We start from the raw sequence: 15,346 nt of genomic DNA, 5'->3' as shown, positions 1-15,346 counted from the left end.
TCATGAAGTTCGGATTCATCATGTTCCCGTCCAAGGACGCCATTCGCCCCGGCGACTTCGGCCGGCTCCTCGAGGACCGGGGGTACGAATCGCTGTTCTACCCCGATCACACCCACATCCCCGCCACGACGAAGGAGTACTTCGACGTCGCGGGGCTGCCCGAGGAGTTCAAGATCGGCATGGACCCGTTCGTCGCCCTCGGCGCGGCCGCCGAGCAGACCACCACCCTGCAACTGGGGACGGCTGTGCTGCTGGTGCCCGAGCGCGACCCGATCGTCACCGCCAAGCAGGTCGCCTCGGTCGACGTGCTGTCCAACGGCCGGATGAACTTCGGCATCGGCCCCGGGTGGATCTTCCAGGAGATGCGCAACCACGGCTTCAAGCCGGAGGACCGCTGGGACATCATGCGCGAGCGCACCGAGGCCATGCGCGAGATCTGGACCCGGGACGTCGCCTCCTACCACGGCGAATTCGTCAACTTCGACGTCGTCACCTCCTGGCCCAAGCCGGTGCAGCGTCCGTACCCGCCGATCCTGGTCGCGGGCAACGGCCCGAACGTCGCCAAGCGCGTCGTCGCCTACGGTGACGAGTGGATCCCGATGCTGCGGCCGACCGTGGTCGCGGACATCGCCCGCTTCAAGGCGGAGGTCCGCAAGCCCGGCTCGGACGACCCGATCCCGGTCACGCTGTTCGGCGGCGAGGTGGAGGACGTGGACCTCTACGCCAAGGCCGGCACCGACCGGACGCTGTTCTGGATCCGGCCGACGCCGTACGCCGAGGCGGTCAAGCTCGTGGACCGCATCGCGCGGACGCTGGGCTCCCGCCTCAAGGAGGGCTGAGCCGGGGCCGGTTCCGGCCGTCCTCACATGGGCGAGGTCTCGCGTACGCGAGGTCAGGACGCCGTGCGCTCACCGGGGCCGACCCGGGGCGCACGGCGTCCTCGTCTCTACGGGGCCGCCGGATCAGGGCCGCAGCGGCGTGAGTTCGGCGAGCAGGACCGTACGGTCGTCGCAGGTCGCGTCGATGGGCGCGGCCAGGATCAGCGCGTCGCACAGCGGCTGGAGATCCACTCGGCTCAGGTCCGCCGGCCCGTCCTCCTCCCCCGGGCCCCGCGTCCGCTCCAACTCGCCGGCAAGCGCGGTGTCCAGGGCCCGGCCGAGCTGTTCTATCCCCGTGTCGATGTCCGAGTGCCGGGTCTCCACCACGCCGTCGCTGTAGAGCAGCAGCAGGGTCGGCCGGTCGATCTTCAGGACGGTCGGCTCGGCGTGTGCCGCGCTGAGCAGCCCCAGCGGCAGGCCCGGGTCGAGCGTCACCGGCCGGGCCGGCTCGTCGCTCCGGCGGACCAGCGCCGGCGGGTGGCCCGCGCCGATCACCGTGCAGGTGTGCAGTTCGGCGTCCCACTCCACATACGTGCAGGTGGCGAAGGACGCCCCGGGCGTCTCGGCGGCCAGGTCGTCGAGCCGGCGCAGCAGTTCGCCGGGCGGGATGTCCAGGCCGGCCAGCGTACGGGCGGCCATGCGCAACTGGATCATGGCGACGGCCGCTTCCGGGCCGTGCCCCATGGCGTCGCCGACGATCAGGCCGGTGCGCCGACCGGGCCGGGGGAACACGTCGTACCAGTCGCCGCCGATGATGCCGTCGCGCCCGGCGGGCCGGTAGCCGTGGGCCACCCGGCAGCCGTCGAAGGCCAGGCCGGTGACCGGCACCAGGCTTCTGCGGATGGCCAGCGCGGTGCGCCGCTCGTGCTCGTAGCGGCGGGCGTTGTCCAGCGCGACCGCGGCCCGGGCGGCCAGCAGCGCGATCCGGTCGGTGTCCGGCCGGGTGAACAGCGGCAGGCGCGGCCCGCGGGTGGCGGCCACGAAGCCGATCGCCTCGCCCTTGAGCAGCAGCGGGACCACCACGAAGGAGGTGGTGGTACGCAGCAGGTCGTCGATGCGGGTGTCCGCCGGGCCGGAGCCGGCCAGCCGGTCGGTGGTGTGCGGGTCGAAGGCGTCGAGCAGCTGGGCGTTCCCGGTGCTCAGCGCGCGGGCGTACGGCGTGTCGCGCGGGAAGACCAGCACCTGGTCGATGGGCAGCCCGTCGGGCCCCGCGGGCAGGCCGGCGCCCACCCGCAGGGCCAGCCGCCGCGCCTCCACCTGCGGCGCTTCGGCCGAGGTGCCGCCGGACCCGTCCGCCACCCACCGTTCCAGCAGGTAGACCGACACCGCGTCGCAGAAATCGGGGCCCAGCGAGTGGACGACGTGGTTGCCGGTCTCGTGCAGGTCGAGGGCGGAACCTATGACATCGGCGGGATCGCCGGAATGATCGTGCGCTCCGTTCAGGGTGGTCGCCCCTTCACCAGGCAGACACAAGGCGGACACAAGGCAGATGCGGGCGGTCCGGCACCATCCGACACCGTCCGGCACCACCCGTACCGACGCTCGCAACCCCCGCAGCGCATCGCCGGACTGAATTCTATGATGATCCCTCAAGAGTGAATATCTGCATAGGAGTTGCCGGTGGCAGGGGAGTTCGGGAGTGTCCCGGAGGGCGTGGATCCGAACCGGGCGAGCGTGGCCCGCATCTACGACGCCATGCTGGGCGGCCGGCACAATTTCGACATCGACCGGGAGGCGCTGGCCGCCTTCACCGCGATCGACCCGCAGGTCCGCGCCCTGGCCCGGGCCAACCGGGCGTTCCTGGGCCGGGCCGTGCGCTTCCTGGTGGACCAGGGCGTGCGCCAGTTCATCGACCTCGGGTCCGGCATCCCCACCCAGGGCAACGTCCACGAGGTGGCGCAGGCCGCCGCGCCCGGCAGCCGCGTGGTCTACGTCGACAACGACCCGGTGGCCGTGGCGCACAGCGCGTCCCTGCTGGCCGGCGACCCGAACGCGGACATCCTCAGCGCGGACATCCGCCGGCCCGCCGACGTCCTGAACGCCCCCCAGGTGCGGCGGCTGATCGACTTCGACGAGCCGGTCGCCGTACTGATGATCACCATCCTCCACTTCATCACCCACGAGGAGGACCCGCACGGCCTGGTGGCCGCCTACCGCGACGGGCTGCCGGCCGGCAGCTGGCTGGCCATCAGCCACGCCACCGACCAGGACCGGCCGGACACCGCTGCCGCGGTCGGCCACCTCTACCGCTCCCGCGCCACCTCCCCGGTGACCGCCCGCTCCCACGACGGCATCGCCGCCCTGTTCACCGGCTTCGACCTGGTCGACCCGGGTCTGGTGTACGTCCCCCTGTGGCGCCCCGACGCCGCCGACGACGTCCCCGCCAACCCTTCCGAGTACTGGGTCTACGCGGGAGTGGGCCGCAAGAACGCCTGACGTCACCTCAGCGTGCTGAGGTCGTGGTTGAGGTTCACGACATTGACGTGCTTCTGGCCGAGGAAGCCCAGGGCCCGGCCCTGCACGCGGGCGGTGACCAGGTGGTGCACCACGGCTTGGGGCAGGCCGCGGGCCCGTGCGACGCGCGGGACCTGCTCGTAGGCGTAGGCCGGGGAGATGTCAGGGTCCAGGCCGGAGCCGCTGGCGGTGAGGGCGTCGACGGGGACGGAGCCGGGCGGCACCCCGTCGAAGGCGGCGACGGCCGCGCGGCGCCGGTTGACCATGGCGATCAGGCCGGAGTTGTTGGGCCCGAGGTTGGAGGCGCCGGAGGCGGTCGGATCGTAACCGCTCGGGCCCGCCGCGGACGGCCGCGGCTGGAACCACCTGGGGTCCGGCGGCGGCACGGTCCGTCCGCGGCGCGGGGGCAGGGCGAAGTTCTGGCCGATCATGCTGGAGCCGATCACGTGGCCGTTCTGCGAGACGAGCGAACCGTTGGCGCGGTGCGGGAACGCCGCCTCGGCGATGCCGGTGACCGCCAGCGGGTAGAGGGCGCCGGTGATCACGGTGAACACCAGCAGGATCCGCAGCGCCGCCAGGTGCTGGCGCGCCAGGGGACCGATGATCCGGGCCACGCGATCGCCTCCTTCGTCGGTCGGTCCTCAACCGGTCGCCCGGTCCGCTGCGGTCAGCGCAATCCGGGGATGAACTGGACGATCAGGTCGATGACTTTGATCCCCGCGAACGGCACCACCAGCCCGCCCAGGCCGTAGATCCAGATGTTGCGGCTGAGCAGTGCGGCCGCGGACGAGGGCCGGTAGCGGACGCCGCGCAGGGCCAGCGGGATCAGCACCACGATGATCAGGGCGTTGAAGATGATCGCCGACGCGATCGCCGAGGTGGGGCTGTGCAGCTTCATGATGTTGAGCTTGTCCAGACCCGGCTCGACCCGGGCGAACATGGCCGGGATGATCGCGAAGTACTTGGCGACGTCGTTGGCGATGGAGAAGGTGGTCAGGGCGCCGCGGGTGATCAGCAGTTGCTTGCCGATCTCGACGATCTCGATCAGCTTGGTGGGGTTGGAGTCCAGGTCCACCATGTTCCCGGCCTCCTTGGCGGCCGAGGTCCCGGTGTTCATCGCCACTCCGACGTCGGCCTGGGCCAGCGCCGGCGCGTCGTTGGTGCCGTCGCCGGTCATCGCGACCAGCTTCCCGCCGGCCTGCTCCCGCTTGATCAGCGCCATCTTGTCCTCGGGCGTCGCCTCGGCCAGGAAGTCGTCGACCCCGGCCTCCTCGGCGATCGCCCGCGCGGTCAACGGGTTGTCACCGGTGATCATCACCGTACGGATGCCCATCCGCCGCAACTCGTCGAACCGCTCCCGCATGCCCGCCTTGACGACGTCCTTCAGGTGGATGACGCCGAGCACCCGGGCCGTCGAGCTGTCCTGCTGCCGGAGGACCTCGCCGACCACCAGCGGGGTGCCGCCGCTGGCGGAGACGCCGTCCACGATCCCGCCGACGTCCGCCAGGGGATGTCCGCCGGCCGAGCGCACCCAGGTCATGACGGAGGCCGCGGCGCCCTTGCGCAGCGCGCGCTGCTCCTGCGGATCGTCGAGGTCCACCCCGCTCATCCGGCTCTCCGCGGTGAAGGGCACGAAGGTGGCGTGCGCGAGTTCGCCTTCGGTACGGGCGCGCAGCGCGTGCCGCTCCTTGGCCAGGACCACGATGGAGCGGCCCTCGGGCGTCTCGTCGGCGATCGAGGAGAGCTGTGCGGCGTCGGCGAGTTCCTCGAGGTCCACGCCCTGGACCGGGAGGAATTCGGCGGCCTGCCGGTTGCCGAGGGTGATGGTGCCGGTCTTGTCCAGCAGCAGCGTGTTCACGTCGCCCGCCGCCTCCACCGCACGCCCCGACACCGCGAGCACGTTGCGCTGCACCAGCCGGTCCATGCCCGCGATGCCGATCGCCGACAGCAACGCCCCGATCGTGGTCGGAATCAGCGCGACCACCAAGGCCACCAGCACCACGATCGACTGCGGGGCACCCGCGAAGACCGCGAAGGGCTGGAGGGTGACGACCGCGATCAGGAACACGATGGTCAGCGAGGCCAGCAGGATGTTCAGCGCGATCTCGTTGGGCGTCTTCTGCCGCGAAGCACCCTCCACCAGCGCGATCATCCGGTCGATGAACGTCTCGCCCGGCTTGGAGGTGATCCGCACCACGATCCGGTCCGACAGCACCTTCGTGCCGCCGGTCACCGCCGACCGGTCGCCGCCCGACTCGCGGATCACCGGCGCGGACTCACCGGTGATCGCCGACTCGTCCACCGACGCGATCCCCTCGACCACGTCACCGTCACCGGGAATGACCTGACCGGCCTCGACCACCACATGGTCACCCAGCTTCAGCCCGGCCGCCGGCACCGACTCCTCGCGCGGGGCGGTGTCGCCCCGCCGCCAGTCCGCGAGCCGGCGCGCGACCGTCTCGGTCCGGGTCTTCCGCAGCGTCTCGGCCTGCGCCTTGCCCCGGCCCTCGGCGACCGCCTCGGCCAGGTTGGCGAACACCACGGTCAGCCACAGCCACACCGTGATCACCCATGCGAACACGCTCGGGGTCTTGATCGCGAAAGCCGTGGTCAGGACCGCCCCGACCTCGACCACGAACATCACCGGATTGCGGGCCATCACCCGCGGGTCCAGTTTCCGCAGCGCGTCGGGGAAGGACCGGAGCAGCTGCCGGGGGTCGAGCAACCCCCCGGAGACCCGGCCGGTCCCGCCGGGGGCCGGATCGGTCCCGCCCCGGTGGGCCGGCTTCCCGCGGTTGACGGCCATCAGCGCAGACCTTCCGCGAGCGGACCCAGCGCCAGCGCCGGGAAGTAGGTGAGACCGACCACGATCACGACGACCGCGGTGAGCAGGCCGGCGAACTGCGGCCGGTGGGTGGGCAGGGTGCCCGCGGTGACCGGCACGGGCCGCTGCCCGGCCAGCGAGCCGGCCAGGGCGAGCACGAAGACCATCGGCAGCAGCCTGCCCACCAGCATGATCAGCCCGAGGGCGGTGTTGTACCAGGTGGTGTTGGAGGACAGTCCCGCGAAGGCCGAGCCGTTGTTGTTGGCGGCGGACGTGAAGGCGTAGAGCACCTCGGAGAAACCGTGCGGGCCGGAGTTGAGCATCGCGGCGCGCTGCCCGGGCAGCGCCATCGCGATCCCGGCGCCGGCCAGGACGAGGGCCGGTGTGGTCAGGATGTAGAGGGAGGCGAACCGCATCTCCCGGCCGGTGAGCTTCTTGCCCAGGTACTCCGGGGTCCGGCCGACCATCAGGCCCGCCACGAAGACCGCGATGACCGCCAGGACGAGGATGCCGTACAGGCCGCTGCCGGTGCCGCCGGGCGCGATCTCGCCCAGCATCATGTTGAAGATCGTCATCCCGCCGCCGCCCGGCGAGTACGAGTCGTGCGCGGAATCGACCGCGCCCGTCGACGTCAGGGTGGTGGAGGCGGCGAACAGCGCCGAGGCCCAGACACCGAGCCGCTGCTCCTTGCCCTCCAGCATGCCCCCGGCGTCGTGCCCGGCCGTGCTGCTGATGCTGTGCAGCTCGTTGACGGTGATCAGTGTCACCGAGGCGGCCCAGATCAGCACCATCACGGCCACGATCGTCCAGCTCTGCCGCTTGTCGCCGACCATGACGCCGAAGGTGCGCGGCAGGCAGAAGGAGATCACCAGCAGCAGGTAGATCTCGATCAGATTGGTGAAGGCGGTGGGGTTCTCGAAGGGGTGGGCGGAGTTGGCGTTGTAGAAACCGCCGCCGTTCGTGCCCAGCTCCTTGATGGCCTCCTGGGAGGCCACCGGGCCGCCGGGGATCTTCTGGGAGCCGCCGGCGATGGCGGTGGCGTCCTGGAAGCCGTGGAAGTTCTGGATCACCCCCGCGGCCACCAGTACGATCGCGAACACGAACGCCATCGGCAGCAGCAGCCGTACCACCACCCGGGTCAGGTCCACCCAGAAGTTCCCGACCCGGTCGGTCCTGGTGCGGGTGAAGCCGCGGATGAACGCGGTGACGACGGCGATGCCCACCGCGGCGGAGAGGAAGTTCTGCACGGCCAGCCCGGTCATCTGCACCAGGTGCCCGAGCGCCGCTTCGCCCGAATACGACTGCCAGTTGGTGTTGGTGACGAAGGAGGCGGCCGTGTTGAACGCCTGGGACGCCGACATCTGGGGCGTGCCCAGCGCGAGCGGCAGGTGGTTCTGCAGCCGCAGGAAGCCGTAGAGGAACAGGACCGAGACCGCCGAGAAGGCGAGCACGCTGCGCAGGTAGACGGTCCAGATCTGGTCGGCGTCCCCGTCCATGCCACCGGCCCGGTAGACCAGGCGCTCCACCCGCCAGTGCTTCCGGGAGGTCAGGATGTGTGCCATGTAGTCGCCCAGCGGGCGGAACGACAGCGCGACGGCCGCCGCGAGAGCGAGGATCTCCAGCCAGCCGCCGAGGGTGTCGGACACGTCAGAACCTCTCGGGGAAGAGCAGGCACAGCACGAGATAGACCACCAGCGCCGAGGCGATGATCAGCCCGACGATGTCGTCCCCGCTCACAGCCGGCCGACCCCTCGGCCGACCAGTCCGAGCACGGCGAACACCAGGATCGTGAGGCCGATGAAGGCAAGGTCCGCCATCGCCGCGCTGCACCTCGCATCTTCAGGAGTCGCCTTGGCTCGGCGAATCCGCGCTTGACGGCACGACGCTAACGGAACCGGGTCCGGACCTGATTTCTCACACGGCGGGCGAACGGGTGATAGCGGTCCGGCCGTGGCGTGACGGGTGAGGACCGGTCACGCCGTGGCGTCGGTGGTCCCCGAGCGGCGGTGCAGCAGCCGGCCGTGCGCGGCCTCGGCGTGGGTGACGACGTGCACGTCGATGTCGTCGCCGGAGCCCTCGATGACGATCTCGCCGATGCCGCGCGAGAACAACCGGTGCAGGCGGCTGCGGCGGGTGGCGCCGATCAGGATCTGGCTGGCGTTGACCTCACGGGCGAAGTCGAGGATGGCCCGGGGAGTGTCGTTGCCGGTGATGACGTGAAGGGTGCCGCCGAGTTCGTCCACCAGCGCGCGCTGCCGGTCCGGCAGCCGGGAGGAGCGCGAGGCCAGCGAGTCGTCGGGTTCGACGTGGACGGCGAGGAATTCACCGCCCGCGCCGCGCGAGGCGGTGCGCTTGGCGCGGCGGATCAGGGTGTCGCCCTCCGGGCCGCCGGACAGGGCCACCAGCACCCGCTCCCGGGTGGACCAGGGCTGCTGGATGCCGTGGTCGTGGCGGTAGCGCAGCAGCGCCTCCTCGACGCGGTCGGCCGCCCACAGCAGGGCGAGCTCCCGCAGCGCGGTGAGGTTCCCGGCGCGGAAGTAGTTGGCCAGCGCCTGCTCGGCCTTCTCCTGCGGATAGACGTTGCCGTGCACCATCCGGCGGCGCAGGGCCTCGGCCGACATGTCCACCAGTTCGATCTGGTCGGCGCCGCGGACCACGTCGTCGGGCACGGTCTCGCGCTGTTTGACGCCGGTGATGTGCTCGACCACGTCGTTCAGCGATTCGAGGTGCTGGATGTTGACGGTGGAGATCACGTCGATGCCCGCGTTCAGCAGGTCGTCGATGTCCTGCCAGCGCTTCCGGTGGCGCGAGCCGGGGACGTTGGTGTGGGCGAGTTCGTCCACGAGGGCAACCTGGGGCCGGCGGGCCAGGACGGCGTCGAGATCCATCTCGGTGAAGACGCACTCGCGGTAGGGCATGGTCCGGCGGGGCACGGTCTCCAGGCCCTTGGCCATCTGCCGGGTCAGCGGCCGGCCGTAGTCCTCCATGAAGGCGATCACGACGTCCGTGCCCCGCCCGGCGCGTCGCTGCCCCTCGGCGAGCATGTCGTACGTCTTGCCGACCCCGGGAGCCGCCCCGAGGTAGACCCGCAGACTGCCGCGCCCCACAGCCACCCACTCCTCTCGGGCGAGCCGGGCGGCCGGGCGGACCGGGTGAACGGCCGAACCGGCCGGACCCGGTGAACCGGCCGAACCGGCCCGCCGCACGCCCCGGACCCGCACCCACAGCACCCGCACCCGTCGCGCGAGTCCTCGGTGCCCGCTTCTTCCGTCTCCTCCATCTTCGTCCACCCGCGGCGACACGCGCCGCTCCACCGCGCCGGGCCCTCGCCCGCACTGCCGCACCGGGCCCTCGCCGGCGCCTGCCCACGCCCTTCCCGTACCGCCGCCCGGGCCCGTCCGGCCCTGTCCCGCACCCCGGATTGCCACCCAAAAAGTAATGCACTCCGCTCTTGCAACGTTGAAATCCGCTGGTTACTGTCTTGCAACGTTGCAGAAAGCGCGAAGAAGGGCTCAGGTGACAACGACGATGTCCGAGTACTCCACTGGCAGAGGCCGTCTCCGCGGCCGGGGCCGCCACTGGGCGGTGGCGACCGGCGCGGCCGTCCTGGCGACCGCCGTGCTCGCCGCGTGCGGCAGCAGCGGTGACACCGCGACGCCGGGCGCGAGCGGCGCGAGCAGCGCGTCCGGCACCGGCGCGTCCGGCGGCGCGGGCTGCCGGTCGGGCGCCACGTCCCTGACCTTCTGGGGCTGGTCGGCCGGCTACGACCTGGTGGTCAAGCAGTTCAACCGGACCCACCCGGACATCTGCGTGAAGCTGGAGAACGCCGGCGCCGCCAACGACGAGTACGTCAAGCTCAGCGACGCCCTCAAGGCGCACACCGCCACCCCTGACGTCGCCCAGCTCGAATACTTCGAACTGCCGTCGTTCGAGATCACCAAGAGCCTGGTCGACCTGACCCCCTACGGCGTCGGGTCCGCGCAGGCCACCGAGGCCCCGGCCGCCTGGTCCCAGGTCACGCAGGGCTCCGCGCAGTACGCGATGCCCGTCGACCTCGGCCCGCTCGCCCTGTACTACAACTCGGCCGCGTTCACGAAGCACAAGATCGCGGTGCCCGGCACCTGGAGCGAGTTCGCCGCCGCGGCCGACACCCTGCACGCAGCCGACCCCAAGGCCGCGATCACCAACTTCGACCCGGTCGACGCCCAGCCGGTGCTCGCGATGATGCAGCAGTACGGCGCCTTCCCGTTCACGTACAGCGGCGGCGACACGCTCGGCATCAACTTCACCGGGCCCGCGCAGACCGCCTTCGCGAACTTCTGGCAGGGGCTGATCGACAAGAAGGAGGTCACCACGGCGGCCGACTTCTCCCCGGCGCAGTGGTCCGACCTCGACAGCGGGGCCGACGCGGCCCGGATCAGCCCGGCCTGGGGCCCGGTCGGCATGCAGGGCAGCATCAAGAAGACCATCGGCTCCTGGCGGGCGGCCCCCGTCCCGCAGCAGCAGGCGGGCCAGGACGCCGGCGGCAACTGGGGCGGCTCCACGCTCGCAGTGGTCAAGGGCACCCCGCACGCCAAGGAGGCGGCGCAGTTCCTCCAGTGGTTCGGCGGCTCGGCCGACGCCTGGCAGATCCTCAGCGGTGACGTCGCCGGCGCCTTCCCCGGCTACCTGCCGCTGCTGAACGCGGCCGACTTCCAAAGCAGGACCCTGCCGATCTCCGGCACCTCACAGCCCAACAAGGTGTTCGCCAAGGCCGCGCTGGACCTCAAGCCCATCCAGTGGCCGCCGATCATGACCGCGGCCCTCACCCAGTGGACCTCCACCTTCGCCGGGGTCACCAAGGGAACCGAGACCCTGCCGCAGGCCTTCAAGACCTTCCAGCAGCAGATGGTCTCGTACGCCAAGGCCCAGGGCTTCAAGGTCACCGAGGGCTGAGAGCGCCAGGTACGAGAGGTACGAGCCCGTGAACCACACCACCGCCCACCGCGCCTCCCCGCCCGGCCGCCCGGGCAGCGCCGCCACCGCCACGGCCGATGCCGGGACCGCCCCCGCCCCTGGTGCCCGCACCCGGTCCGGCCCGGCGGCCGGCCCGCCGCGGCGCACCGGGCGCCGCCGCAGAAACGGCCGCGAGTGGCCCGGCGCGGTCTTCATCAGCCCGCACATGCTGGCCCTGGCCCTGTTCATGCTGGTCCCGACGGTCTACGCGATCTACGACAGCCTGCGCACCACCCGCCTGATCGGCGGCACCCACTACTCCGGGTTCGCCAACTACCGCACGGTGCTGCACTCCGCGCAGTTCTGGGACGGTGTGCGCCGCGTCCTGGTGTTCACCGCGATCCAGGTGCCGGTGACCATCGCCCTGGCCTTCTTCTTCGCCGCGCTGTTCGACGCCGGGGTGGTGAAGTACGGCCGCTTCTTCCGCACGGTGTTCTTCATGCCGTTCGCGGTGCCGGGCGTGGTGGCGGCGGTGATGTGGTCCTTCCTGCTGCTACCGGACTTCGGCCCGTACGCGAAGCTGATGCACGGCCTCGGCTTCGGGCACGTGGACTTCTTCTCCTCCAGGCTGATCCTGCCGACGATCGTGATCATCGTGATCTGGGAGTGGACCGGCTACAACGTCACCGTCCTCTACACGTCGCTCAAATCAGTACCGCGGCACGTCACCGAGGCGGCCGTCATGGACGGCGCCAAGCTGTCCACGATCATCCTGCGGCTGAAGCTGCCCATGGTCCGCCCGACGATCGTCATGCTGCTCTTCCTCAACACCGTGGGCGCGTTGCAGCTGTTCACCGAGCCGTCCATCCTCGCGGCCTTCCAGCCGCAGGCGGTCGACTACGGCTTCACGCCCAGCCTGTACGTCTACAACACCGCCGTCGGCAGCGGCGACTACAACCTCGGCGCGGCCGCGGCGGTCGTGCTGGCCCTGATCATCGGCGTGCTCTCGCTGGGCGCGTTCGCGGTACGCAAGCGGGCGGGGGAATTCCGATGAGCATCCGGCGCAGCAGGTCACGCACCCGCACCCGTACCTCCGACACCGTCCCGATCCACCTGTACGGGCTGCGCCGCGGCACCGTCACCGTACTGACCGCCCTCTGCGGCGCGTTCGCGCTGTTCATCCTGGCGCCCATCGCCTGGCTGGCGATCAACGCGACCAAGACGCAGGCCAACGTCTACGGCACGTCCGGCTTCTGGTTCGCCCGCCCCTTCCACCTCTTCCAGAACCTCTCGGCGCTGGGCCGGAACGTCAGCGGCGCCGGCGTGTACCTGCAGTGGCTCGGCAACACCATGCTGTACGCCGGAAGCGCCGCGGTCGGTGCCACCCTGCTCTCTGCGATGGCCGGCTACGGCTTCGCCCGCTTCCGGTTCCGCGGCTCCAACGCGCTGTTCCACCTCGTGATGTCCACCCTCCTGGTGCCCATCACGTCGGTGGCGCTGCCGCTGTTCCTGGTGTACGCCAAGGTGGGGCTGGTCAACACGGTGTGGGGGATGATCCTGCCGAGCATGGTCACCCCGGTGGGCATCTACCTGATGCGCACCTACATCGACTCCTCGGTGCCGCGCGACCTGATCGACGCCGCCCGCATGGACGGCGCGGGCGAGCTGCGGATCTTCGTCAGGATCGTGCTGCCGCTGACCGTGCCCGGGCTGGTCACGGTGCTGCTGCTGACCGTCGTCGCGGTCTGGAACAACTACTTCCTGCCGCTGATCATCTTCAGCCGCAACAGCCTCTACCCGCTCACCGTCGGCCTGTCCTCGCTCTCGCACGCGGCCGAGACGGGCTCCAAGAGCGAGCTGGTCCCCGTCCTCATCGCCGGCGGCCTGGTCACCGTACTCCCGCTGATCCTGCTGTTCCTGTTCCTCGAGAAGTACTTCCGGGGCGGCGCGCTCCAGGGCAGCACCACCGGCTGAACCGTCCGCCCGCCCCTCCCCCGCTCCCGCCACGGCACCACCCCACGGCACCACCCATTTGGAGAAGAAGAGTGTCCTCGGTCCGTCCCGAATACCCCCGCCCGCATTTCGACCGCTCGCACGCCTGGCTGACCCTGAACGGCGGCTGGGACTTCGCCGCCGACCCGAGCGGGACCGCGACCGCGCCGGACCTGGCGGCGCGGGAGCGGTGGCCGCAGCAGGTCACCGTGCCCTTCGCCTGGGAGACCGAGGCGTCCGGGCTGGCCGCGCACTGGCTGGAGCACGGCTGGTACCGGCGCGGCGTCACCGTCCCGGCGGAATGGCAGGGCCTGCGGGTGGTGCTGCACTTCGGCGCCGTCCACCACCACGCCCGGGTGTGGGTGGCGGGCGTGGAGGTCGGCGAGCACGAAGGCGGCTACACCCCCTTCGAGTTCGACATCACCGACGCCCTGGCCGGCCGCGCCGAGGCCACCGTCCTGGTACAGGTGTGGGCGCCGGCCGACAAGCGCGAGATCGTGCACGGCAAGCAGCGCAGCATCCCCCGCGACGACTACGACGACTGCGCCTTCACCCCGACCAGCGGCATCTGGCAGCCGGTGTGGCTGGAGGCCCGGCCCGCCACCCATGTGTCGGGTTTCGCCCTGACCCCCGGCGAGAACCTCGACGCCATTGTCGCGAAGATCGGCGTCACCGGGCCGCACGCAGCGGGGGCGCGGCTGACCGTCCAGGCGACGGGCGGCGAACCCGTCACCATGGCGGCGGATACGGACGGCCCGGTACGCGTCACCCTGCCGGTCGCCGCGCCGCGCCTGTGGTCGCCGGCCGACCCGCACCTCTACGACGTCACCGTGACCCTGGACTCCGCGGACGGCACCGACCAGGTCCGCGGCTCCACGGGCCTGCGGCGGATCGAGACCCGCGGCGACCACCTGCTGCTCAACGGGGAGCGGCTGTACGTCCGCGGCGTGCTCGACCAGGGGTACTGGCCGCACACCGGGCTGACCGCGCCCGACGACCAAGCCTTCGTCACCGACCTGGAACTCGCCCGGGAGTCCGGCTTCAACCTGGTGCGCAAGCACCTGAAGCTGGAGGACCCCAGGTTCCTGCACCATGCCGATCGCCTGGGGATGCTGGTGTGGGCCGAGCCGGCCTCCACCGGCACGTTCACGGCCGAGGCGGCGGCCCGCTTCGAGGCGCAGATCGCGCCCATGGTCGCGCGCGACGGCAACCACCCCAGCGTCGTGATCTGGGGCCTGTACAACGAGGAGTGGGGCCTGGACTGGGACGTGCCCGGCGACCCGGCCAAGCAGGACGCGGTCCGCCGCGCGTACGACCTGCTCAAGAGCCTGGACCCGACCCGGCCCGCGGTGGACAACTCCGGCTGGACGCACGTGGCCACCGACCTGGTGGACTGGCACATCTACGACGAGACCCCGGCCGGATGGGCCGCCAAGGTCCGCCCGCTGCTCGCCGAGCGGGCCGAGGGCTTCCCGGTCGGCCTCGGCGCCGGGAACATCGTGCGCAAGCTCGTCATGGCCGACGGCGGCCCCGCCCCGGCCGCCCCCAACCTCAACAGCGAGTACGGGGGCGGGAAGACCAGCGTCGAGCGCGGCTGGAACCAGCGCTGGCAGACCCAGGAGCTGCGCCGCCACGACGTGCTGTCCGGCTACGTGTGGACCGAGCTGTACGACATCGAGCACGAGTTCGCCGGCATCTACGCCTTCGACCGCTCGCTCAAGGACCACGGCGCCAGCCCGGCCGCCGACGCCCACGCCGACACCGTGCTCGTGGTGGACGTCCAGCCGGTCGCCCCCGGCCGCGACCTGGTCACCGGCCCCGACCGCAAGGTGGCCTTCGACGTGCGGATCTCCCACCACGGCCCGGCCGCGACCGAGGTCACGGTCGCCGCGGTGTGGGGCCCGGCCCTGGGCTCCGCGGACGGCCTCCACGCCGGCGACGGAGCGCCGGCCGTCACCGTCGAGCCGTACCGGCTCAGCGAGCCGGTGCACATCTCGGAAAGTCTCCCGGACGGCGCCGCCGCGGCACGCCTGCACCTCTTGGCCCTGAGTGCCTCCGGCGGCCGGGTGCTCGGCAGCACGTGCGTGGACGTGGCCGTCCGGTGAGGGGGCGGCGCCGCGGGCCGGGGAGCGGGCCGCGGCGCCGCCGCACCGGGCCGAGCCAACTGAGCCGATCCGCCCGCCGGATCGACCCGGCCCGGGAACCTGCATCGTTGCAATAAGCTCCAGTCATCACCTCACCGAAGCCTCGCCCGAAAGGACCG

General features: G+C 71.4%; 12 protein-coding genes. 6 read left to right on the top strand and 6 right to left on the bottom strand.

Features of this window, described 5'->3' with window-relative positions; genetic code table 11:
* Window positions 1-2: 2 nt before the first annotated feature.
* Window positions 3-839 (top strand): LLM class F420-dependent oxidoreductase, encoded by an 837-nt coding sequence (locus ITX44_RS22760; RefSeq protein ID WP_205359166.1) that lies wholly within the window; start codon window positions 3-5, stop codon window positions 837-839.
* Between the two features lie 123 nt (window positions 840-962).
* Here the strand turns inward: ITX44_RS22760 and ITX44_RS22755 are convergent, their stop codons facing one another.
* Window positions 963-2,351, bottom strand: coding sequence for a PP2C family protein-serine/threonine phosphatase (locus ITX44_RS22755; RefSeq protein WP_307795439.1), 1,389 nt, complete (start codon window positions 2,349-2,351; stop codon window positions 963-965).
* Window positions 2,352-2,498: 147 nt separating this feature from the next.
* On the opposite strand from ITX44_RS22755, the gene ITX44_RS22750 reads away from it, so the two are divergent.
* The gene (locus ITX44_RS22750) at window positions 2,499-3,314 is read left to right on the top strand and encodes an SAM-dependent methyltransferase (RefSeq protein ID WP_205359165.1); all 816 of its coding nucleotides are present in this window, start codon (window positions 2,499-2,501) and stop codon (window positions 3,312-3,314) included.
* Between the two features lie 2 nt (window positions 3,315-3,316).
* On the opposite strand, the gene kdpC is transcribed toward ITX44_RS22750, so the two are convergent.
* The 5 genes from kdpC to ITX44_RS22725 form a co-directional block, all read right to left on the bottom strand.
* On the bottom strand, window positions 3,317-3,946 hold the full coding sequence (kdpC, locus tag ITX44_RS22745) for a potassium-transporting ATPase subunit KdpC (protein ID WP_307795438.1): 630 nt from the start codon (window positions 3,944-3,946) through the stop codon (window positions 3,317-3,319).
* A 53-nt stretch (window positions 3,947-3,999) separates the two neighbouring features.
* Window positions 4,000-6,138, bottom strand: a complete 2,139-nt coding sequence (gene kdpB, locus ITX44_RS22740) for a potassium-transporting ATPase subunit KdpB (protein ID WP_205359164.1) — start codon at window positions 6,136-6,138, stop codon at window positions 4,000-4,002.
* The gene (kdpA, locus tag ITX44_RS22735; RefSeq protein WP_205359163.1) at window positions 6,138-7,802 is read right to left on the bottom strand and encodes a potassium-transporting ATPase subunit KdpA; all 1,665 of its coding nucleotides are present in this window, start codon (window positions 7,800-7,802) and stop codon (window positions 6,138-6,140) included. The genes kdpB and kdpA overlap by 1 nt, the downstream gene beginning before the upstream one ends.
* 1 nt (window position 7,803) lies before the next feature.
* Window positions 7,804-7,893 carry a K(+)-transporting ATPase subunit F gene (gene kdpF, locus ITX44_RS41345; RefSeq protein WP_205359162.1) on the bottom strand — a complete coding sequence of 30 codons (90 nt, stop codon included), beginning with the start codon at window positions 7,891-7,893 and terminating at the stop codon, window positions 7,804-7,806.
* Window positions 7,894-8,129: 236 nt separating this feature from the next.
* The gene (locus tag ITX44_RS22725; protein WP_205359161.1) at window positions 8,130-9,263 is read right to left on the bottom strand and encodes a universal stress protein; all 1,134 of its coding nucleotides are present in this window, start codon (window positions 9,261-9,263) and stop codon (window positions 8,130-8,132) included.
* 409 nt (window positions 9,264-9,672) lie between these two features.
* On the opposite strand from ITX44_RS22725, the gene ITX44_RS22720 reads away from it, so the two are divergent.
* The 4 genes from ITX44_RS22720 to ITX44_RS22705 all read left to right on the top strand — a co-directional run bounded on the left by ITX44_RS22720 (window position 9,673) and on the right by ITX44_RS22705 (window position 15,188).
* Window positions 9,673-11,091: an ABC transporter substrate-binding protein gene (locus tag ITX44_RS22720; protein WP_307795437.1), complete on the top strand. Its 1,419-nt coding sequence runs from the start codon at window positions 9,673-9,675 to the stop codon at window positions 11,089-11,091.
* Between the two features lie 28 nt (window positions 11,092-11,119).
* Entirely contained in the window at window positions 11,120-12,145 is a 1,026-nt protein-coding gene (locus ITX44_RS22715; protein ID WP_307795436.1) for a carbohydrate ABC transporter permease, read from the top strand.
* Window positions 12,142-13,065, top strand: coding sequence for a carbohydrate ABC transporter permease (locus ITX44_RS22710; protein WP_205359160.1), 924 nt, complete (start codon window positions 12,142-12,144; stop codon window positions 13,063-13,065). Before ITX44_RS22715 ends, ITX44_RS22710 begins: the two co-directional genes overlap by 4 nt.
* 71 nt (window positions 13,066-13,136) lie before the next feature.
* Window positions 13,137-15,188 carry a glycoside hydrolase family 2 protein gene (locus ITX44_RS22705; RefSeq protein WP_205359159.1) on the top strand — a complete coding sequence of 684 codons (2,052 nt, stop codon included), beginning with the start codon at window positions 13,137-13,139 and terminating at the stop codon, window positions 15,186-15,188.
* Window positions 15,189-15,346 lie beyond the last annotated feature (158 nt).

This window comes from Actinacidiphila acididurans, from assembly GCF_016918855.1.
Lineage (GTDB): Bacteria > Actinomycetota > Actinomycetes > Streptomycetales > Streptomycetaceae > Actinacidiphila > Actinacidiphila acididurans.
Note: the sequence above shows the minus strand (reverse complement) of the source record. Positions and strands in the feature narration are given on the sequence as shown.

Bases quoted from the DNA above. Each gene is read 5' to 3' on its own strand.
- ITX44_RS22710 (WP_205359160.1), top strand. From the start codon at position 12,142: ATGAGCATCCGGCGCAGCAGGTCACGCACCCGCACCCGTACCTCCGAC.
- kdpB (WP_205359164.1), bottom strand. From the start codon at position 6,138: ATGGCCGTCAACCGCGGGAAGCCGGCCCACCGGGGCGGGACCGATCCG.
- ITX44_RS22760 (WP_205359166.1), top strand. From the start codon at position 3: ATGAAGTTCGGATTCATCATGTTCCCGTCCAAGGACGCCATTCGCCCC.